The following is a 20,707-nucleotide window of genomic DNA, read 5'->3' as shown; positions in this document are numbered from 1 at the left end:
TAAAGAATTAAAAAATCAGATTACCTCAACAAAATTTAAAAGACAATTTTTATGTTACAGATAAAGAATTTACACGCAAGTGTTGAAGATAAAGAAATATTAAAAGGAATTAACTTAGAAGTGAAAGCTGGTGAAGTACACGCTATTATGGGACCTAATGGTGCTGGTAAGAGTACTTTATCATCTGTGATTACTGGTAATGAGGCTTTCGAAGTAACGGAAGGTGAAATTATCTTAGAAGGTGAAGAGTTAAACGAATTAGGACCAGAAGAAAGAGCTCATAAAGGTGTGTTCTTATCATTCCAATATCCTGTTGAGATTCCTGGTGTTTCTGTAACTAACTTTATGAAAACTGCTATCAACGAATCTCGTAAAGCGCAAGGTCTTGAAGAAATGCCTGCTAATGAGATGTTGAAAAAAATTAAAGAGAAAGCTGAGTTATTAGAGATTGATAGAAAATTCTTATCTCGTTCTCTTAACGAAGGATTCTCTGGTGGTGAGAAAAAACGTAATGAGATCTTCCAGATGGCTATGTTAGAGCCTAAGTTAGCAATCTTAGATGAGACTGACTCAGGATTAGATATCGATGCTCTACGTATCGTAGCTAATGGGGTGAATAAATTAAAAAGCAAGGATAACGCTGTAGTGTTAATTACACACTACCAACGTTTGTTAGACTATATCGTGCCTGATTATGTACACGTTTTATACGATGGAAAAATCGTTATGACTGGTGGTAAAGAATTGGCATTGGAATTAGAAGAAAAAGGATACGACTGGATCAAAGCTTCTTTAGAGAAGTAATCAGCAGAATCAATCATTTTAATCTAATTGCAAAGAAATAATTATGGAGCTTAAAGATAAATTAATTACGTCTTTTGTAGCTTTCGAACAAGGGTTGAAAGGTGAACATGATGGTTTACACGATATCCGTTTAGAAGCATTAAAGACATTCGAAGATAAAGGTTTTCCTACTAAGAAGGATGAAGCGTGGAAATACACATCATTAAATTCTATTTTAAAGAATGAGTTTCGCGTACTTCAAAAAGAGGAAACAGCTATAGAATATAAAGAGGTTAAGAAGTATTTCTTAAGTGATTCTGATACTTATAAATTGGTATTTATCAATGGAGTATTTAGTTCTCACTTATCTTCTACTACACATGATGGATTAGATGTATGTCTGATGTCATCTGCGTTTACTAAGCCTAAGTATAAAATGGTTATCGACGCATTTTATAACAATACGGCTGATAAGTCTGATAGTCTTACTGCTTTAAATACTGCATTCGCTACTGAAGGAGCTTTTATTAATGTTCCGAAGAGTAAAGTAGTGGCTAAGCCTATTGAGATTATCTACTTATCTACAGTAGAAGACAAAGCTTTATTAGTACAACCTCGTAACTTAATCGTAGTAGGAGAGAATGCTCATGTACAAATCGTAGAGAGACACCAGTCTCTTAATGATGCTGTAGTATTCACTAATGCGGTGACTGAAATCGTAGCTCATAAACGTGCTATCGTTGACTTCTATAAGTTACAAAATGATAAAGAGAACGCGAACTTAGTAGATAATACTTACGTGACTCAAAAACAAGAGAGTAGAGTATCTGTACATACATTCTCATTCGGTGGTAAGTTAACTAGAAATAACTTAAACTTCTACCAAGATGGTGAGCGTATCGATAGTACTCTAAAAGGGATTACTCTTATTAGTGATAAACAACACGTAGATCACTATACTTTAGTATCTCACAATCAACCTAACTGTGAAAGCCACCAAAACTATAAAGGTATCTATGATGGTAACTCTACTGGTGTGTTTAACGGGAAGATATACGTAGATAAGATCGCTCAGAAGACTGACGGTTTCCAACAGAATAACAATATTCTGTTAAGTGAGAAAGCAACTATTTATGCTAAACCACAATTAGAAATCTTCGCTGATGATGTGAAGTGTTCTCATGGATGTACTATCGGACAGCTTAATGAGGATGCTATGTTCTACATGCGTCAAAGAGGTATTCCGAAGAAAGAAGCTAAGGCTTTACTTATGTATGCATTTACAGATGAAGTAATGGAGTCTGTAAAAGTGCCAGAGCTTAAAGCTAAGATAGCTAAGGTTATCGCTGGTAAACTAGGAGTATCTATGGGATTTGAAATTTAATTTCACGTTTTTTATACTTGGTCAAATATAAAAGAGACTGCCTTTCGGTAGTCTCTTTTTGCATTTATAAATGCATTGGTTGTTATGGTGTGGTGTATATATCTTATGTACGTTACATCTGTTTTTAAAGTAAAGCGACCTAGCTACTTGGGGATAGTTAGGTCGCTTAAGAAAAAGAAAGTTTGTTGTTTTTGTTGTACATGCTATAATACATATACCGTGCCAAAAAATATAACACCTTCTTTTTTAGAATGTAAGGGTATAAAATACCCTGTTTTTAATAAAAATTTAAGAATACTGTATTTTTGATTTACTTTTTTTATGGTTTTTTTGATTACGTAGAGTAAATAAAGCTAAGCGGTAATTGTTTTTGTATTATGGAATACTGAGTTTAGAATAATAAATATACCAGTTGTATTTGCTTGTTTTTATTGGTTTTAAGACAGTAAGTTCGCATTTGTTGGTAAATGTACTGAATGAGCAAAAGGAAGGCTTAAAAGCTTTTAATTAATAGTGTTCCATTTTATGCGACCATAATTAACTAAAATAGGGTAGAAGTGGTCAAAAAGAGCAGCTTTGAGAATAGAGAATGTGTGAATGTATAGTTTTGGAGTAGAATTATAGTTCATACGTTCTTTGACATATTGGTATATCTACTGGAGCAAACAGGGATAAATAAAAAAGAGAACCTCTAGGTGAGGTCCTCTTTCATAGTTATAATAAGGTAATAATCGTTACTTACGATTCACAACTGCTACAAGTAACTAAGTTAGTTACCATTTCTTTAGATACACTTTGACTACGTTGGTAGTAAAGTGTTTTTACTCCTAGTTTCCACGCCTCAATCATTAATTGATTCACATCCTTAATAGGAAGACTAGAAGGAATATTTAGATTTAAACTTTGAGCCTGATCAACGTATTTTTGTCTTACAGCTGCTTGCTGTATGATCTCTAACTGACTGATCTCTTTAAATGTTTTAAATACTGCTTTTTCTTCTTCAGTAAGCCCTTCTATTGTCTGTACACTACCACCGTTAAGCATGATAGTTCTCCATGTTTCTTCGTTGTCTAGACCTTTCTCTTCTAATAGTTGAGTTAGGTATTTATTCTTACGCATGAAGTTACCTTTAGACAGTCCTGCTTTATAGTAGTTACTACTAAATGGCTCGATACCTGGAGATGTTTGACCTAAGATAGCTGATGATGATGTAGTAGGAGCGATGGCCATAGTCGTACTATTACGTCTACCATATCCTTTCATAATTTCCGGTTCTCCATAGATACGAGCTAGCTCTTGAGAAGCTTTATCTGCTTTAGTACTTATGTTTTGGAAGATAGAGTTAGTTAGCATTTTAGCTTGTAACCCTTCGAAAGGGATCATGTTTTTCTGTAAGTATGAGTGCCATCCTAATACACCTAGACCTAGTGCTCTGTGACGCTTAGCGAAGCGGTTAGCTGCAGCTAAGTAGTAGTTGCCTTCTGTCTTTTCGATAAACTCTTGTAATACTGCATCTAAGAAGAAGATAGCTAGCTTTACAGCTTCTGTATCTTTCCACTCATCGTATAGTTCTAAGTTCATCGAAGATAAACAGCAGATAAATGATTCATCATCTGATGAAGGTAACATAATCTCTGAACAAAGGTTACTTGCGTTAACACGCATGTTTAAATCTTTGTATACTTGAGGTTTATGCCCATTAACGTTATCAGAGAAGAATAAATATGGCATACCTTTTTGTTGGCGGCTTTCTAAGACCTTAGCCCATAGTTGTCTTTTCTCTCTATCACCATCTATCATCTCTTGCATCCAGTAGTCTGGTATACAAACTCCGTAGAACAAGTTCTGGATAGGGTTACCGATGTTTTTAATATTTAAGAATTCTTCACAGTCTGGGTGGTCTATGTCTAAGTATGCAGCAAAAGCACCACGGCGTACACCTCCCTGTGAGATTGTGTCCATAGCTGTATCAAACAATTTCATAAAGCTAACAGCACCACTACTTTTACCATTATCTGTAACAGCACTTCCTCTCTCACGTAGCGCCCCAAAATAACCTGATGTACCTCCACCGATTTTAGTTTGCATAATCACTTCACCTAGCTTGTGTGTAATGCCTTCTATTCCATCAGGAATATGAACGTTAAAACAAGATATAGGCAACCCTCTCTCAGTACCCATATTAGCCCAGATAGGAGAACTAAGACTCATCCATCCACGTTCGATCATCTCTTGGAATGATTCCTTTAATTCAGGTTTATATAAACGTTTAGCAGCTGCAGTAGTAATACGGTCTATAGCCCCTTCTACTGTTTCTCCTTTAAGTAAGTATCCTCTATTAAGGATTTGCTCGCTTTCAGAGTTCTTCCACCATAGTTTTGGTGTTTGGATATCTTTATCTTCTGTCTGTAATGGTAATGAGAAATTGTTCATAGAATTCTTTTGTATTTTTTTGAGGTAATGTGTTTATTAGAATAGGTCGTCAGCAGAGAAACTCTTATCGTGTTTCGTATAATCCACTGGTCTTTTAGCGAAGAAATCGTCTAAACTATTAGCGAATACTTCTTCTTCAAACCACGCCATTGGTTTATATTGTTCTGTAGTGATGTTATATACTTTCTTAAGTCCAATTTTTTCCATACTCTCATCTACTCTGAACTTCATGAAGTTTAATAAATCTGCTTTGTTTACAGTCTCTATATCTCCAGAACTAAAGATCCAATCTAGTATTCTGCTTTCAATATCGATTGATTTATGAATTACTTCATTTACATGGTTGATTAAATCTTCATCGAAGAAATCTGGGAACTCTTTTCTAATAATATTTACGATGTAGATACCAGCATTAGCATGTACTTGTTCATCTACTGATGTCCATGCAATGATGTTACTCACGTTCTTCATTAACCCTTTAAAACGAGTAAATGATAAGATGATAGCAAACTGACTAAATAGAGAAACGTTCTCAATCAATAAAGAGAATAGAATAAGAGATACAACATATTTCTTACGGTCTGTATAGTTACTAGAGTTCTCTAATACTTGAGATAAGTATTCTACTCTTTCTTTAATAACAGGAACAGTTAATAAGTTCTCAAACTCGTCATTATATCCTAGTACGTCTAATAATCTAGAGTAAGCCTCTGAGTGTCTAAATTCACATTCTGCAAACGTACTTCCTAATCCGTTAAACTCAGGTTTTGGGAAATGTTGATATAAGTTCCCCCAAAACGTTTTAACTGCTACTTCAATCTGTGCGATGGCTAATAAACTGTGTTTAATAGCTAGCTGTTCATCTTTAGTTAAGTGAGAATGGAAGTCTTGTGTGTCTGCTGTGAAGTCAACTTCACTGTGAACCCAAAAAGATTTATTAATGGCATCTGTGAATTGGTAGATACCTGGATACTCAAATGGTTTGTAGTTTACTCTTTTATCAAAAATCGACATAGCTATATTTTATTAAGTTAATAAGGTTTTGTCTTGTTTTATCTAATTAAAACATCTCAAAAAGAACAGTGCTTAATCTCTGAAAGTAGCTAAAACACTGTGTTAGATGCGTAATGAGACGATAAAATCTGACAAAGTTATCTTAGCTAATTTACTGTTTACTAAGCAGTAAATCAATATAAAATATTTGAAATGCGTAATTAGTTATTAAACATCTGTTGATAACTATTGTTAGAATATTTTTTGGGATTATCGATTTTAAAGTATGAACGTTTATATTCTTGTTTATTGTTGTCCGTTCGGCTTATGGATGTTTTGCTATTCCTAATTATTAAGGAATACCTCTAAAAAATATGTAATTTTTGATTTGTGTTAGGATAGAAGTTGGCCTTCTTAAAACAAAAAAAGCAGAAGATATTTCTTCTGCTTTTATATAATTAAGCTTGTTTAGCTACTAATTCTCTCCACTCTTCTAACTCAGGAATACCTGGTTTTCTCTTACCGAAGAATTGTACTATAATTTCACCTATTTCATTAAATACTTCGATAGATGTTACGATACCGTCTTCTGTAGGTTTGCGTACTATCCATGTCTGTGCTATCTTATCCATGTCTAAGTGCATATTAAAGTCAGGATCTAATACGTTATACCAGTTTTGGTGCCACATTACTCTCTTTACTTCACCTGTATGAATCTGAATGTTACCTCTGTTACCCACAAATACCATGATAGGCGTTTGAGATTCTGAAGCTCCTTCTAATAAAGAAACAATAGCTTCTTTAGAGATTTGTTTAGCATAGTATTCATCTGGAGCTAGACGCAATGCCTGCGTACGTGTTAGGTTGTATTTTTTTAGAAGAGAGAAGAAGTTATGTGTGTCTTTTAACTCTCTCCAGTCGTTTCTGAATGATTCTACATTTATCTCTTCGTCTAATCTTTCGTCAAGGTTGTGTAGATAAGGCTCAGTTGTTTCTTCTGGTGCCTGGTTTTCAGATGTATATTTTTTCACTAATGCGTGAAATGCTTCTTCGTTGCTTTGTGGTACTAAATATATCTTGTGAATAGCTTCTCCATCAATACCAAAGAATTGTAAGCTAAGTCTATCTTTATCTCCAGCTTTTTCTACTACAGCGAAGACTTTCTTCCAGTGGCTTAAGAATATTCTTAAGTCGATGTCTGGATTAACGAATAAACCTGCGTGTGGATTGCTAAAATCAGCATTAGCATATACACCTTTTCTTTCGTGTACACATTCGTCATTACGTGTTAATGCCATCACTTTACCTAGAGATTCTACTTCAGAAAGTATTTCTTTGAATTCAGGTCTTAATCTAGTAACAGTATCTCCTATTTGAGTTGCTAATAGCTCCATTTCGCTTGCATTAAGCTCTTTGGCAGCATTGCGTATTCTAGTATGTGGATTGGTAGCTTTAAGAGCTTCCCAACGTTCTTTCAATGTTTGTGTGTTTGTACTCATAATCGTTGTTTTAAATACCAAATATGATTAAAGGATTGTTGCTTACGGGGTTTTTAGTAACTACACAAGGGAAGTTGTATACTTTAGTAATGATCTCTTGTGTTAGTACTTGCTCAGGGATGTCGTATATTACTTTCTTTCCTTTTTCTAGAAGTAATATTTTATCTGCATACTGAGCTGCTAGGTTTAAATCGTGTAATACTACTATAGCAGTATTACCTTTAGATGTAAACTCTTTGATAATATCCATTATACGGTGTTGATGGAGTACATCAAGATTGTTTAATGGTTCGTCTAAGAATAACAATTTATTCTCAACATTATTGTTTAACTGTGAAAGAACCCTTGCTAAATGGACTCTTTGTTTTTCTCCACCAGATAGGTGATTATATTCACGGTGTTGCAATGGGCATATATCTATACAGTCCATGCTCTGCTGTACAGCACTTTTATCTTCTTCTGTAGGAATGTGATCAAAGTAAGGGTATCGTCCCATCATTACTACATCTTCTACGTTTAAAGGGATATCACCATTGTGATGTTGTGAGAACTTAGCTTTGTGTTTAGGCAGTTCTTTTGTACACCATTTAGGGTATTCACATGATTTAAGAAGTACTTTATTTCCTTTTTCATGTATTTCATCTGCAAGTATACTTAAGAATGTTGATTTACCAGCTCCATTAGGACCAAGGATAGCGATAAACTCTCCCTCGTTACATGTGAAATCAATATCGTTAATGATATAGTTTCCCTTGGCTAAGTAGTTTATTTTATATGCTTCAATCATGATTAGAGTGATTTTTTGAACTTAATTAATATCGCTATAAATACTGGTGCTCCCATAATAGAGGTTAGTATTCCAATCGGTATTTCTGATGGAGGTACTAGTGTTCTACTAATTGTATCTGCTACTAGGAGTAGGATACTACCACATAGTGTGGATAGAGGGAGAATGAAGTAATAGTTAGATTTAAAGATCAAACGAAGTATGTACGGTACAATAAGACCTACAAATCCAATAGTTCCTGTGAAGGCTACGATAGTTCCTACCATTAGTGCTGATAGTAGTACGATAAGTTTCTTCGTTCTTTCTACAGGAATACCTAAGTGAGTAGCATCGCGTTCACCTAGCATCATTGCATTCAAAGCTTTTCCTTTATTGATTAAGATAGCTATTGAAGTAATTACTACTACTGCCAGTATTGTAACTTTAGTCCATGTCGCTCCAGCTAAACTCCCTAAGGTCCAGAAAGTAAGATTTCTCAGTTCTTCGTCACTTGACAAATAGGTTAGGAGGCCTGTGGCAGCACCTGTTAGTGAAGTAATTGCTACACCTGATAGAAGTAATACACTTACGTTAGTCTTACCAGCAACAGTTGACATTTTATAGACAAAGGACATCGTCATTATCGCTCCTACAAAACTCATAATACTCAACAAAGAGTAATGGACAGCTTCAGGGATTAACGACTTAATATGTGCGCCTAATACGATAGTCACTGCAGCGAACAGCACTGACCCCGCAGTGATACCGATTAAATCAGGAGATGCTAAGGGGTTCTTGAACATTCCTTGTAAAGTTGTTCCTGCAAGAGATAGCCCAGCTCCCGTTAAGATTGCCATTAGAACTCTGGGAAGTCGAACATCAAAAAATACATAATGGTCGCTAGGATTTATCTCTTGCGTTGTGAACAATATATTGTATAAAGTCTGAAACGTACCCGCTTCAAATTTGTAAACTCCTATGAATATAGACGCAACCGCTATTATTATTAAAATGATAGATAGTAGTATTGCGTAAAAAGAGAGTTTGGTTTTCATTATTGATTATTCTGATAATAGTTGGTTTAATTCTTTAGCAGCTTGTCCTACTCTAGGTCCAAATCCATTAAGTAATTGACCATCCATAGCGATTACTTTCTTGTTTTTACCAGCGTTAGTTTGGTTGATACCCTCTATTTTAAGGACACCATCTACACCACCCATGCTTTCTAAACCAGTAGTGAACATTAAGATATAGTCAGGATTGCTGTTTAATAAAGATTCTGGAGTAAGAGGTTTGAAATCTTCAAATTCAGTTACTGCATTTTGAGCTCCTGCTACATTGATAATGCTATTAGCTGGAGTTTTGTCACCAGCTACTAGTAATGTAGCTGCTCCACGTGCATAGATAAACAATACTTTAGGTTTGTTATCAAATGCTTTAAGACCTTGTAAATCTTGATCTATTTTATCTTGTAGTTCCTTGTAATTATCTTTGTTAAGAGATTTAGCTACAGTCTCGATTAATTGCTTAGATCCTTCTATAGTAAACTCTTGTTTAATGATTTCAAGTCTGATTTTAGCTTTTTCAAGCTGTGCTTTAAAGTCGTCTTTGATATCTTTATCAGTAGCATAAATTACAGTTGGGTTTAGAGACATAATACTTTCAACAGATATTTTAGAAGTATGCCCTAAGTCTTGAGCTGTTTCTTTGATATCTGTAGGGTATGTACTAGTAACATCTACACCAACAATATTTTCTTTTTCTCCTAAGGCAACTAATGTCTCTGTGATAGAACCATTAAGAGATATAATTCTTTCTTTTACTGTAGTATTTTCTACAGTAGTTGTGTCTTGTTCTTTTTTGTTGTTACAACTTACCATTGCTGTAACAATCAGAAATAAAGCGAATACTTTTTTCATAAAGGTTGATTATTTGAAATAGTTCTAAATTATGGCAAAAATAGAATCTTTTTTATGCGATACAAAACATATTTAGATTAATTTTAAATTATTATTTAGTAGGCTAAAGTATACTATTGCGTATCTTTGCTATTAAATTTGTCGAGTAAAGAAGCGACAGATATTTTTTTAATTAAATGAAAAGTAATATGTTAGATATAAAGGCGATACGTCAGGATTTCCCTATCCTTACACAAACAGTAAATGGCAAACCTTTAGTTTATTTTGACAATGCTGCGACTGCACAAAAACCTAGAGTAGTAGAGGAAGCAATAGTTAAATATTACGAAACTATCAATGCAAATATCCATAGAGGAGTACATACATTAAGCCAATTGGCGACTGATGCATACGAAGAAGCTCGTAAAAAGGTGCAAACGCATATGAATGCAAAGCACGATTATGAAGTGTTATTCACTGCAGGAACTACGTTCGGGATTAATCTTGTAGCTAGCGGTTTTGGTTCATTGCTTAAGGCTGGTGATGAAGTTCTTATTTCTGCTATGGAGCACCACTCTAATATCGTGCCTTGGCAGTTTGCATGCGAACGTTCTGGAGCAACTCTTAAAGTGATTCCTATGAATCAAAATGGTGAGTTGATCATGGAAGAGTTTGATAAATTGTTAACTCCAAATACTAAGGTCGTTGCAGTAACGCATATTTCTAATGCTTTAGGAACGATCAATCCAATTAAAGAAATTATTGAGAAAGCACACAAGGTTGGAGCTGCTGTTTTAATTGATGGAGCTCAAGCAACTCCTCATATTAAACCTGATGTACAGGATCTAGATTGTGATTTTTACGTGTTCTCGGGACATAAGGTATGTGGTCCGACAGGTACAGGAGTGCTTTATGGTAAAGAAGAATGGCTTAATAAATTACCTCCTTATCAAGGTGGAGGAGAGATGATTAAGACGGTTACTTTTGAGAAGACGACTTATGCTTGTCTACCTCATAAGTTCGAGGCAGGAACTCCAAATATTGCAGGAGGAATTGTATTAGGTGTTGCTTTAGATTATCTAAATGAGGTTGGCTTTGATAATATTGCTGCCTACGAACATGAACTTCTAGAGTACGGAACAAAACGTTTGTCTGAAATAGAAGGGCTTAAAATTATTGGTACAGCTAAAGAGAAAACATCTGTAATTTCATTCAATTTAGAAGGGATTCACCCTTATGACGTTGGTGTTATTGTAGATAAGTTAGGGGTAGCTGTACGAACTGGACATCACTGTACTCAGCCTATTATGGACTTCTTCGGAATTCCAGGTACGATTAGAGCTTCTTTCTCATTCTATAATACAAAAGAGGAGATAGATGTACTAGTAGAAGCTGTTAAGAAAGCACAAATGATGTTAGCATAAATTGTAAATAAGAAAATTATAACGATATGACAATTAAAGAAATTCAAGAAGAGATTATTGACGATTTTTCAATGTTCGACGATTGGATGCAACGTTATGAATACATTATAGAATTAGGGAAGTCGCTTCCGTTAATAGACCCTCAGTATCAGGTGGAAGAGAACCTTATCAAAGGATGTCAGTCACAAGTGTGGTTACACGCTGATCTACAAGGAGAGAGTATTGTGTTCACTGCTAATAGTGATGCAATCTTGACTAAGGGAATTATCGCTATTTTAATTAGAGTTTTTTCTGGTCAAAAAGCTGAAGATATTCTGAATGCAGATATGTCTTTTATAGACGAAATAGGTCTTAAAGAGCATTTATCCCCAACTAGAGCTAATGGTCTAGTATCTATGATTAAGCAAATAAAAATGTATGCTTTAGCTTACCAAGCAAAGCAATAATAAAACAACAACAATATGGAAGAAATAGATGTACAACAATTAGGAGAGAATATAGTTAAAGTACTTAAAACTATATATGACCCTGAAATACCTGTTGATATATATGAATTAGGTCTTATTTATGACGTATTCGTAAATGAGAATAATGATGTGAAGATTTTAATGACATTAACTTCTCCTAACTGTCCTGTAGCAGAGACTTTACCAATGGAAGTAGAAGAAAAAGTTAGAGCTATCGACAATGTAAAAGGAGTGGAGATAGAATTGACTTTCGAACCTTCTTGGACAAAAGATCTAATGAGTGAAGAAGCTAAGTTAGAGCTTGGAATGCTATAATTATGGAAGGAGAAATAGTAAATAAAGTAGCCAATAGTGCATTAAAAGTATTTGATTTAGAGGATATGTATCCTACTAATCCTCGTATGGATGTAGATATTGCACAGTGGTTATACGAAGGTTTTGTTCTTAGAGAAAAAGACTTTAGAGCTGCGTTAAAAGATATTGATTGGTCTATTTACCAAGATGCTTATGTTGGGTTATTTTGTTCAACAGATGCTATTCTACCTGGATGGGCTTACATGTTATTGACGAGTCATTTACAACCTTTTGCTAAGCGAATTTTCTTAGGTGATAGAGCTCATTTAGAAAAATCTATCTATCAAGAGTTGTTATTTTCACTTGACTATTCTCAATATGTAGATTTGCCTGTTATTATTAAAGGGTGTTCAAAGAAAGAAATACCAGAAGAAGCATATGTTTTAGCGACCCAATTAATGATGAATCACGCGCGTTCAGTGATGTTTGGGGAAGCATGTTCAGCTGTACCTGTTTATAAACGATCTATTAAAAAGTAGTTCAAATTTTGCAATTTTAACCTTTTGTTATTATTTTTGATTAAAATTTTAACATTATGAAGAAACTATTAGTAGGATTATTTACTGTTTGTGCGGTGTATTCAACTCAGGCTCAGGAAACTGAGGCAACTGCAACAACTGAAGCTGTTAGCCCATGGACTAAAACAGGAAACTTTACTTTTTTGCTTAACCAATCTAGTTTTTCTAACTGGCAAGCAGGTGGAGATAACAATATCTCTGGTAACCTTAAAGTAAACTATGATTTCAATTACAAAGAAGGTGATTGGAACTGGGATAACAAAGTAATGGCTAGTTATGGTTTAACTAAGTTGCAAGGTCAAGATCAAAAGAAAACTGATGATAGACTTGAGTTCAACTCTTTACTAGGTAAACAAGCAACTGGAAATTGGTTCTATTCTGCATTCTTAAACTTTAAGACGCAAATGGATAGAGGAATTGATAAGCATGGTAACTATAACTCACACTTTATGTCTCCAGCTTATTTACAAGTAGGACCTGGTTTATTGTGGAAGAAGAGTGATAACTTAAAAGTTAACATCGCTCCAGCTACTTCACGTTTCATCTTTGTTCACGACCATTTCACTGAACTAGGTGATGCTTTTGGTGTTGAAAAAGGTAAATCAATGAAGTACCAACTGGGGATGTCTATTAACGGATACTATAAATTCGACGTTATGGAGAATGTATCTGTTGAGAACATTTTAAACTTATACTCTAACTATTTGAAAAAACCAGAGAATGTTGTTATAGATTATCAATTGAACATAGTTATGAAGATCAATAAGTATCTTTCTACTAACTTCACGTTCCAAACAATCTATGATGATTTAGCATTCAAAGGATTCCAAATCAGAGAAATGGTTGGTGTAGGAGTAAATTATAATTTCTAATTATAATATAAATACATAAATAGAAAAGGCTCAGCATAACGCTGAGCCTTTTCTATTTATAGTAAGTTGATACCTTCTAATTCTGCTTGTTTTCTAACTTCTTCAGGCCAGATGCTAGCTTGTACTTCACCAATGTGTTTTTTGCGCAATAGGAACATACATATTCTTGACTGCCCTAATCCACCTCCTATACATAAAGGTAATTTGTCAGCTAGTAATAAGCTGTGATATAACAAGGACTTTTTATCTAATGCACCTGCTAATGTAAGCTGATGTTCTAATGCTTCCTTGTCTACACGGATTCCCATAGACGATAACTCTAAAGCCTTATCGTGTACAGGGTTCCAAACTAGTAAATCACCATTTAGCCCTTTGTATCCTTCTTCTGTTGGAGTAGTCCAATCGTCATAGTCTGCTGATCTACTATCATGAGGTTCACCATTAGATAATTTACCACCAATACCAATAATAAATACAGCTCCATAATCCTTCGCTATTGTGTGTTCTCTTTCTTTTGGAGTTAGAGTAGGGTAAAGCTGTAAAAGTTGCTCAGAGTGAATAAAAGATAGCTTTTTAGGCAAGATTGGTTCTATTCCTAACTCTTCATATACTTTTTGCTCTGTGTCTAATAGGTTCTGATAGATTTTGCGGACAATGTTTTTCAAATAACTTAATGTTCTATCTGATTTATCTATGTGTAACTCCCAATCCCATTGATCAACATAGATAGAGTGGATAGGGCTACTGTCTTCATCAGGACGCAATGCTTTCATATCCGTTAAGATACCTTCATGAGCATCAAGTTCGAGTTCTTGTAGTCTGATTCTTTTCCATTTCGCTAACGAGTGAACTACTACACCACGATTGTTATTTAGAAATTTTACTGGGAATGAAACTGGACGTTCTATACCATTTAGATCATCGTTAATACCTGTACCCTCGTTTACGATCATCGGAGATGATATAGGGTATAAGTTAAGTGCATTGCACAGTCCTTTAGAGAATTGTTCTTTGACTAATGCAATGGATTTTTCTGCCTGTAAAATTTCTTTTTTGCTCATGATTTTTTGTTTTTGAAATTGTTTTAAAATAAAAAAGGCTCCTCAGAGAGGAGCCTTTAAACGGATAATGAAATAATATATAATTAACTTAAATCAATGCCAATAGGATTCCTCTTCGAGTCGTAGAAACGATTCAAATTATTATTAGAGAAATTATTGTTCATTGATAAATACATATAATCAGCTTTTTAGCTATAGTGTAAAAGTAGAAAAAATATTATTATCTACAGTTCTTTTGTTAATTAATTTATGAACAATTATTTATTCGTCGTCTGACGCTTCCATTAAATGTTCGTAATCTGGGAACAAAAAGTTGTTGTACGGGAATCGTGTAATATGGATTTCTCGCACAGCTTCGTATACCTTTTTTCTAAACTCTTCGAAGTTTTCTTTATTCGTAGCAGAGATAAATATAGCATTGTCTTCACCTACTTTACTCATCCAAGTCTTTTTCCATTCTTCAATAGAGTAGTGTTTAGATGTGCGCTCTGTTATTAGATCATCTTCAGCTATTCTTTCTGGTACATACGCATCGATCTTGTTAAAGATCATGATCGTTGGCTTATCGTTACTCTTGATATCTTTTAAGATGTCATTTACAGATTCGATGTGATCTTCGAAGTCGTGGTGAGAGATATCTACTACGTGTAATAATAAATCAGCTTCTCTAACCTCGTCTAAAGTACTCTTAAATGATTCTACTAGCTGAGTAGGTAGTTTACGGATAAACCCAACTGTATCTGATAACAAGAATGGCAAGTTGCCAATTACTATCTTACGTACAGTAGTGTCAAGTGTAGCAAACAGTTTATTCTCTACGAATACCTCACTCTTACCTACAGCATTCATCAATGTAGACTTACCTACGTTAGTGTATCCTACTAAAGCTACACGTACCATAGCACCGCGATTACCTCTCTGAGAAGCCATTTGTTTATCTATCACTTTTAGCTTATCTCTAAGAAGAGAGATACGGTCACGTACTATACGTCTATCTGTCTCAATTTCTGTCTCTCCAGGTCCTCTCATCCCGATACCACCACGTTGTCTCTCTAAGTGAGTCCACATCCCCGATAGTCTTGGTAATAAGTATTGGAACTGTGCCAACTCTACCTGCGTTCTTGCATAAGAAGTCTGTGCTCTCTGTGCGAAGATGTCTAAGATTAAGTTAGTACGGTCTAGTACTTTACAGTTTAGTTCTCTAGAAATATTCTTTTGTTGTGCAGGTGTTAGCTCATCATCGAATATTACTGTATGTATATCGTTTTCTACTATATAGTTATGAATTTCTTCCATTTTCCCAGTACCTACGAAGGTCTTAGGATTAGGCTTGTCCATTTTCTGTGTAAAACGTTTATAAACTTGTCCTCCTGCTGTAAATGTCAAGAACTCTAGCTCGTCTAAATACTCACTAAGTTTTGATTCATCTTGGTCTTGTGTAATTATTCCAACGATTACAGAACGTTCAAAATTTATGTCTTCTCTTTCAATCATATAAACCTATATTATAGCACAAAATTAATAAAATTGTCAGACTTAATATGAAGATAGAGTAAATAACTGTTTGTTAATTTGTTATCTATCGGTTTAAAATAGTAAATATTAAGAAAACATTTGCTTTTTTTATCAGTTTCGATCAGTTTTAATCCTTGTTTTTCAGTACCTTGCTATAAGATTGTTCTGGTACGTTTATTGCCAATATAAAGGAGAAATAACTTTTTTACAATTAGAAAGAAATGAAAGTATTACAATATATATCAATTATTATTTTATCATTTTTTAGTACGTTCAGTTTTGCTCAGAGAGCAGTAGTGACGGCTAATAGCTATGATATTAGTGATAACTTAGACCTTCAGGCAGTAGCATCTATATTTGGAGAATCTAAGGATTTGCCTGATTTCGAATTTAGGTTAAATGATCCTAATTTGAGAATTAATAACCTAGATTTAAACAGAGATGGTTATGTAGATTATCTACGAGTTGTGGAATTAGTGGAGGGTAGAACACACCTTATCGTTATCCAAGCAGTATTAGGTAAAGATTTATTTCAAGATGTTGCTACTATTGAAGTAGAAAAAGATACAAGACAGAATGTAGTCTTAATGCAAGTAGTTGGAAATTCATATCTGTATGGGCCTAACTATATTTATGAGCCTGTGTATATCACTAGACCACCTATGTTTACATTGTTTTGGACTAACAACTATAGAGCATATCACTCTTCATGGAGTTGGGGATATTACCCAGATTATTACTACTATTACTCACCGTATGCTACAGATAGATACATGAGTCATATTCACGTACAGATTAACCATTATAATAACTACTATTACTCTAGTAGTAGATACAGTACACGTGCTCAACGTATGTATTATGATGTACACCAAGATTACTATGAGCGTCAGAATCCTAATCAATCTTTTAGAACGAGATATGGAGAAGATAACTACTATAATAGAAAGGATTTAACAAGTTCTAGAGGAGATTATGCTTCATCTAGTAATAGTGGATCGTCATACAGTCGTGGTGATTCTTACTCAGGTACTAATAGCTCTCGTAGTAGTTATAGCAGAGGAGATTACTCTTCGACGAGCACTAATGGGGCATCGTATAGTCGTGGTGACTCTAGTTCTAATACAAATGGATCTCGTAGTAGTTATAGCAGAGGAGACGCATCTACGTCTAGTACTAGTAGCTCATCATATAGTCGTGGTGATGCTAACTCTGGTAACAACAACAGTTCTCGTAGTAGTTATAGTAGAAGTGGGAATTCTGGTAATACTAGTTCTAGCAATAATTCGTCTTATTCAAGATCTAACTATAGTTCAGGTAATTCATCATATCCTAGCAGTAGTAATTCATCGTATTCGAGATCTAACTATAGCTCAGGTAGCTCATCATATCCTAGTAGTAGCAATTCATCTTACTCAAGATCGAATTATAGTTCAGGAAGCTCTTCATACCCAAGTAGCTCTAACAGTAGCTACAGTAGATCATCAGGTAGTAGCAGTTACTCTAGCGGTTCTAGCGGATACAGTAGAGGAGGAGGCTCATCCTCATCGTCTTCATCATCAAGATCAAGTTACAGTAGATAAATATCAAAAGCGAAGTGTACAGCACTTCGCTTTTTTTTTATGTCTTTTTATTTCTAAGCTATAATCTTTCATTGTTTTGAGAGTGCACTGTTGTAGAGTGCAGTTTGTACTGAGACAGTCTTTTATCAGTTTCTTACTGTTATTTATCTATAGATATTTTACTTCTTTATTTTATAGCGATAGATGTATACTGCGTTTTGATTTTTAGAGAGTATGAAGACTTATTTTTTCTTTAACCTATCTTCTTGTCTCTTTCTTGTTTTCTTTGATTAGAAGTCCTGTAATTTCGTTTTAAAGGTGTGTTAGGATATTATCGACATGATAGTATATCCTATCTATTTGTGTTTCTGTTTGCGTTATAGTGTGAGTATAATTTTATAATAATGCTAGTATAGTTTTAGTACTATTTACCGGGGTTTTGGTACTTGCACTATACTTACACTATACTAGCATTGTACTAGCACTAGGTAAATAATACTATAAGAATTTGTCTTGAGAATGTATTGAAGATATATTGTGAATTGCCTTAGTTAGGATGGTTAATTTACAAGAGTTGTCGATTTTGGGAAGGATAAAAACAAAAAAAAGGAGAAGTACATCGTACTTCTCCTTTTGTATATGATTAGAGTATTTCTTATTTAAAGATGTCGTTTAAGATTGTAGCTAATCTTAATCCTCCTTTTAATAATTGGTTCTCTACGTTGTCTTTGTGATTAAAGTGGTATTTGTAGCTTAATGACTCTTCTGCTTCTACGCTGTCGTAGATTTTATTAGCCATTGTGTATGAGTCGAATAACCAATCTTCTAAAGTACCATTGGTAATTTTTTGGTTATAATCTTTACCGTGAACGTCTAGTACAGTAGCATATTCAGTATAACTGTATTTATCGAAGTCCACTAAAGATGAATCCCATAGACTGTGTAAGTTAGTTCCTTTTTTGAACCACTCTACTTTTACTCTATTTCCTCCTAAGTCATCTGCTCTACCAATGTGTAATGGCTGATGAGCATCTCCGATGATATGAATTAAGAAGTATAAGTTTTCTTGTTTCTTAGCTAGAGGAAGATTTTTATCTTTTAACTCTTCGATTAAGATTTGAGCTCTTTTGTATAGATTCTTATCTGTAGAATCAGCTAACTCTTTATCAAAAGCTGCTCTGTCTAGATTACCTGGTAAGTTAATGTAATGCCAGCTATCAGAGAATTTCCAAGCAGGATCTGACTTTAAGAAGTCTGGCCAGTTAGCCCAATATGCTAATTGTTGTTGACCGATGATTTCTTTTAATTGTTTCTTTGCTTTTTTAGACAGATTTCTTTCTGCTAATTCAGCGATAACTCTGTGTCCTGTAGTTCCCCACGCCAATACATTCATCGATTGTAATGCGAAGAAAGCAACTACTAATAGTGAAAATAGTTTCTTCATATTCTTATTCGTTAAATAACGCTATAAGTTCTGTAGCGTCACTTGGTTTCATTTTTCCTGCGATAACTAAGCTAAGTTGTTTACGTCTTAATGCTCCGATATATCTTTCTTTCTCTAAGTCTGTTTCAGGGATAAGTTCTGGGATACATACAGGATGTCCTGTATCGTCTACAGCTACGAATGTATAGATAGCTTCGTTAGCTTTTTTCTTAATTCCTGATTCTCTGTCCTCAATCCATACATCTAGGTATACTTCCATAGATGTGTTAAAAGAGCGTGATATTTTTGCCTCTACAGTTACTACACTTCCTAGAGGAATAGGTCTGTTAAAAGCGACGTGGTTAACTGAAGCCGTTACACATACTCTACGAGAGTGTCTTCTAGCCGCTATACCAGCAGCTCTATCCATACGAGCTAATAATTCTCCACCAAACATATTATTAAGTGGGTTAGTCTCTCCTGGTAGAACTAAGTCTGTCATTAAAGTAGCTGATTCAGATACTAATTTTGCTTCCATTGTGAATATTTTCGGCAAATATAGAGACATTCAACAAAAAATCCCGAACTTTTAGAGTTCGGGATTGATGTTTAACTATTTATTGTACTAAAATCCATGCATCAATATTGATTGTATTATGGATAGTTCTCATTTCTTTTTGTGCTTCACCTTGTGTGCTGTATCCGCCGTATGATACTGGATATACACCATATTTAGTACGCGGAAGAGCTATAGCATTCTCAAAACCTTTCTTTTTAAGTTTCTCTGCTTCAGATTTAGATGTGTTTTCAGATCTAAAAGCACATGCGATGATATGGTAAGGTTTAACATCTACTGGAGCAACTTCTTCTACTATTTCTTCTGCTTTTACAGGTATAGAAATGGTTGTAGCAGCTGGTTCGATGATAAAAGTAGCTTGTTGTATCTTGTTTTGAACTTGAGCTTGTACATTCTTTTGGACAGTATATGATTCATCGTTTAGATAAGCTTCATATCCTTTATTCACGAATACACTAGCTGTACTCGCTAATACAGTTACTACAGCTGCATACTTTAAGAAAGTATATGCTTTATTTCTCTTAACTGTAGGTACTTCTACAGTCTCGATAAGAGGGATGATAGGAGCGCGCTCCACTGTACTAGCTATTACTGTAGACAGACCGAAAGATGTCTTTAAGTAATTGCTTTCAGATACAGGTTCGAACACTAGTCCACCTTCTTCATTAGTAGTGAATATACCAACATTAGCTACTTCTAGTCTACCTATATTGCTTATCTCTAAGTCCCACCCTTTTACCTCAGTATTGATTTGTTCTACTGCTTGGTCATAAGTGATTTTTTCTTCAGTAGCTATATGATTAGCTAGTAATCCATCATTGTGTTTGATGTTTACATTAAAAGAAAGACTCTTCTGTGGAGGGAAAAAGCATTGCTTCTCCTCACTGTAATAAGAGGACTTAATCTCAGTCAAGAAGGCTCCGAAACCAGGAATGATTACACACTGGTATCTGTAAAGTAAAGCTGATATGTATTTTTCGATCTTCATAAAGACAAAATTACATTAAACAATATGTGAATCAAAAAAATATTCACAATTATTTTTAATAACTCCTAAGTTTTTTATGCATAGGTAGTTATATTACTAAAAGAATTGAAAGAATAACGCGGGTTACGACGTTATTGGATAGGTTTTTGAGGTCTATTTTTAAAGATACAAATTGTTGTTGAAAGTATCA

The 20,707-nt window shown here is 34.5% G+C and carries 19 protein-coding genes; 8 read left to right on the top strand and 11 right to left on the bottom strand.

What is annotated here, in order from left to right; all coding sequences use genetic code 11:
- The first annotated feature begins 51 nt into the window (after positions 1 to 51).
- Positions 52 to 804 (top strand): Fe-S cluster assembly ATPase SufC, encoded by a 753-nt coding sequence (gene sufC, locus BMX53_RS03890; RefSeq protein ID WP_038985624.1) that lies wholly within the window; start codon positions 52 to 54, stop codon positions 802 to 804.
- Positions 805 to 847: 43 nt separating this feature from the next.
- Positions 848 to 2,167: a Fe-S cluster assembly protein SufD gene (gene sufD / locus BMX53_RS03885; protein WP_038985626.1), complete on the top strand. Its 1,320-nt coding sequence runs from the start codon at positions 848 to 850 to the stop codon at positions 2,165 to 2,167.
- A 738-nt stretch (positions 2,168 to 2,905) separates the two neighbouring features.
- Here the strand turns inward: sufD and BMX53_RS03880 are convergent.
- The 6 genes from BMX53_RS03880 to BMX53_RS03855 all read right to left on the bottom strand — a co-directional run bounded on the left by BMX53_RS03880 (position 2,906) and on the right by BMX53_RS03855 (position 9,777).
- A complete protein-coding gene (locus tag BMX53_RS03880) occupies positions 2,906 to 4,600 on the bottom strand; it encodes a ribonucleoside-diphosphate reductase subunit alpha (RefSeq protein ID WP_038985628.1) in 1,695 nt (564 codons plus the stop codon).
- A 36-nt stretch (positions 4,601 to 4,636) separates the two neighbouring features.
- Entirely contained in the window at positions 4,637 to 5,614 is a 978-nt protein-coding gene (locus BMX53_RS03875) for a ribonucleotide-diphosphate reductase subunit beta (protein ID WP_063175327.1), read from the bottom strand.
- Between the two features lie 437 nt (positions 5,615 to 6,051).
- Positions 6,052 to 7,092 (bottom strand): hemin-degrading factor, encoded by a 1,041-nt coding sequence (locus BMX53_RS03870; RefSeq protein WP_074744763.1) that lies wholly within the window; start codon positions 7,090 to 7,092, stop codon positions 6,052 to 6,054.
- 10 nt (positions 7,093 to 7,102) lie between these two features.
- Entirely contained in the window at positions 7,103 to 7,879 is a 777-nt protein-coding gene (locus BMX53_RS03865; protein ID WP_074744761.1) for a heme ABC transporter ATP-binding protein, read from the bottom strand.
- 2 nt (positions 7,880 to 7,881) lie between these two features.
- Positions 7,882 to 8,913, bottom strand: a complete 1,032-nt coding sequence (locus BMX53_RS03860) for a FecCD family ABC transporter permease (protein ID WP_038985635.1) — start codon at positions 8,911 to 8,913, stop codon at positions 7,882 to 7,884.
- A gap of 6 nt (positions 8,914 to 8,919) precedes the next feature.
- The gene (locus BMX53_RS03855) at positions 8,920 to 9,777 is read right to left on the bottom strand and encodes a heme/hemin ABC transporter substrate-binding protein (RefSeq protein WP_038985636.1); all 858 of its coding nucleotides are present in this window, start codon (positions 9,775 to 9,777) and stop codon (positions 8,920 to 8,922) included.
- Positions 9,778 to 9,965: 188 nt separating this feature from the next.
- On the opposite strand from BMX53_RS03855, the gene BMX53_RS03850 reads away from it, so the two are divergent.
- Genes BMX53_RS03850 through BMX53_RS03830 form a run of 5 tightly spaced genes read left to right on the top strand, consistent with a single transcriptional unit; the run spans position 9,966 to position 13,391 of the window.
- Complete coding sequence (locus BMX53_RS03850) at positions 9,966 to 11,180, top strand: aminotransferase class V-fold PLP-dependent enzyme (RefSeq protein ID WP_038985681.1); 1,215 nt, start codon at positions 9,966 to 9,968, stop codon at positions 11,178 to 11,180.
- 26 nt (positions 11,181 to 11,206) lie between these two features.
- The gene (locus tag BMX53_RS03845; RefSeq protein WP_038985638.1) at positions 11,207 to 11,626 is read left to right on the top strand and encodes a SufE family protein; all 420 of its coding nucleotides are present in this window, start codon (positions 11,207 to 11,209) and stop codon (positions 11,624 to 11,626) included.
- 15 nt (positions 11,627 to 11,641) lie between these two features.
- Entirely contained in the window at positions 11,642 to 11,962 is a 321-nt protein-coding gene (locus tag BMX53_RS03840) for an iron-sulfur cluster assembly protein (RefSeq protein WP_038985640.1), read from the top strand.
- A gap of 2 nt (positions 11,963 to 11,964) precedes the next feature.
- Entirely contained in the window at positions 11,965 to 12,480 is a 516-nt protein-coding gene (locus tag BMX53_RS03835; RefSeq protein ID WP_038985642.1) for a DUF2480 family protein, read from the top strand.
- Positions 12,481 to 12,536: 56 nt separating this feature from the next.
- Entirely contained in the window at positions 12,537 to 13,391 is an 855-nt protein-coding gene (locus tag BMX53_RS03830; protein WP_038985644.1) for a DUF3078 domain-containing protein, read from the top strand.
- Positions 13,392 to 13,447: 56 nt separating this feature from the next.
- Here BMX53_RS03830 and asnA read toward each other — a convergent pair whose 3' ends face one another.
- Both asnA and hflX read right to left on the bottom strand, forming a co-directional pair.
- A complete protein-coding gene (gene asnA, locus BMX53_RS03825) occupies positions 13,448 to 14,452 on the bottom strand; it encodes an aspartate--ammonia ligase (RefSeq protein WP_038985646.1) in 1,005 nt (334 codons plus the stop codon).
- Positions 14,453 to 14,713: 261 nt separating this feature from the next.
- Positions 14,714 to 15,946, bottom strand: coding sequence for a GTPase HflX (gene hflX / locus BMX53_RS03820; protein ID WP_038985648.1), 1,233 nt, complete (start codon positions 15,944 to 15,946; stop codon positions 14,714 to 14,716).
- A gap of 242 nt (positions 15,947 to 16,188) precedes the next feature.
- On the opposite strand from hflX, the gene BMX53_RS03815 reads away from it, so the two are divergent.
- Positions 16,189 to 17,550, top strand: coding sequence for a hypothetical protein (locus BMX53_RS03815; protein WP_038985650.1), 1,362 nt, complete (start codon positions 16,189 to 16,191; stop codon positions 17,548 to 17,550).
- Positions 17,551 to 18,184: 634 nt separating this feature from the next.
- On the opposite strand, the gene BMX53_RS03810 is transcribed toward BMX53_RS03815, so the two are convergent.
- From BMX53_RS03810 to BMX53_RS03800, 3 genes are all read right to left on the bottom strand, one after another.
- Positions 18,185 to 18,973: a S1/P1 nuclease gene (locus tag BMX53_RS03810; protein ID WP_038985651.1), complete on the bottom strand. Its 789-nt coding sequence runs from the start codon at positions 18,971 to 18,973 to the stop codon at positions 18,185 to 18,187.
- 4 nt (positions 18,974 to 18,977) lie between these two features.
- Positions 18,978 to 19,490: an acyl-CoA thioesterase gene (locus BMX53_RS03805; RefSeq protein ID WP_038985652.1), complete on the bottom strand. Its 513-nt coding sequence runs from the start codon at positions 19,488 to 19,490 to the stop codon at positions 18,978 to 18,980.
- A gap of 79 nt (positions 19,491 to 19,569) precedes the next feature.
- The gene (locus BMX53_RS03800; RefSeq protein WP_063175335.1) at positions 19,570 to 20,517 is read right to left on the bottom strand and encodes an HU domain-containing protein; all 948 of its coding nucleotides are present in this window, start codon (positions 20,515 to 20,517) and stop codon (positions 19,570 to 19,572) included.
- Positions 20,518 to 20,707 lie beyond the last annotated feature (190 nt).

This window comes from Myroides marinus (assembly GCF_900109075.1).
Classification (GTDB): Bacteria; Bacteroidota; Bacteroidia; order Flavobacteriales; family Flavobacteriaceae; genus Flavobacterium; species Flavobacterium marinum_A.
Note: the sequence above shows the minus strand (reverse complement) of the source record. Positions and strands in the feature narration are given on the sequence as shown.

Coding starts and splice junctions, on each gene's coding strand:
- hflX (WP_038985648.1), bottom strand. CDS start 15,946: ATGATTGAAAGAGAAGACATAAATTTTGAACGTTCTGTAATCGTTGGA.
- BMX53_RS03875 (WP_063175327.1), bottom strand. CDS start 5,614: ATGTCGATTTTTGATAAAAGAGTAAACTACAAACCATTTGAGTATCCA.
- BMX53_RS03865 (WP_074744761.1), bottom strand. CDS start 7,879: ATGATTGAAGCATATAAAATAAACTACTTAGCCAAGGGAAACTATATC.
- BMX53_RS03880 (WP_038985628.1), bottom strand. CDS start 4,600: ATGAACAATTTCTCATTACCATTACAGACAGAAGATAAAGATATCCAA.
- sufC (WP_038985624.1), top strand. CDS start 52: ATGTTACAGATAAAGAATTTACACGCAAGTGTTGAAGATAAAGAAATA.
- BMX53_RS03840 (WP_038985640.1), top strand. CDS start 11,642: ATGGAAGAAATAGATGTACAACAATTAGGAGAGAATATAGTTAAAGTA.
- BMX53_RS03870 (WP_074744763.1), bottom strand. CDS start 7,092: ATGAGTACAAACACACAAACATTGAAAGAACGTTGGGAAGCTCTTAAA.
- BMX53_RS03810 (WP_038985651.1), bottom strand. CDS start 18,973: ATGAAGAAACTATTTTCACTATTAGTAGTTGCTTTCTTCGCATTACAA.
- sufD (WP_038985626.1), top strand. CDS start 848: ATGGAGCTTAAAGATAAATTAATTACGTCTTTTGTAGCTTTCGAACAA.
- BMX53_RS03800 (WP_063175335.1), bottom strand. CDS start 20,517: ATGAAGATCGAAAAATACATATCAGCTTTACTTTACAGATACCAGTGT.
- BMX53_RS03845 (WP_038985638.1), top strand. CDS start 11,207: ATGACAATTAAAGAAATTCAAGAAGAGATTATTGACGATTTTTCAATG.
- BMX53_RS03860 (WP_038985635.1), bottom strand. CDS start 8,913: ATGAAAACCAAACTCTCTTTTTACGCAATACTACTATCTATCATTTTA.
- BMX53_RS03830 (WP_038985644.1), top strand. CDS start 12,537: ATGAAGAAACTATTAGTAGGATTATTTACTGTTTGTGCGGTGTATTCA.
- BMX53_RS03805 (WP_038985652.1), bottom strand. CDS start 19,490: ATGGAAGCAAAATTAGTATCTGAATCAGCTACTTTAATGACAGACTTA.
- BMX53_RS03835 (WP_038985642.1), top strand. CDS start 11,965: ATGGAAGGAGAAATAGTAAATAAAGTAGCCAATAGTGCATTAAAAGTA.
- BMX53_RS03850 (WP_038985681.1), top strand. CDS start 9,966: ATGTTAGATATAAAGGCGATACGTCAGGATTTCCCTATCCTTACACAA.
- asnA (WP_038985646.1), bottom strand. CDS start 14,452: ATGAGCAAAAAAGAAATTTTACAGGCAGAAAAATCCATTGCATTAGTC.
- BMX53_RS03815 (WP_038985650.1), top strand. CDS start 16,189: ATGAAAGTATTACAATATATATCAATTATTATTTTATCATTTTTTAGT.
- BMX53_RS03855 (WP_038985636.1), bottom strand. CDS start 9,777: ATGAAAAAAGTATTCGCTTTATTTCTGATTGTTACAGCAATGGTAAGT.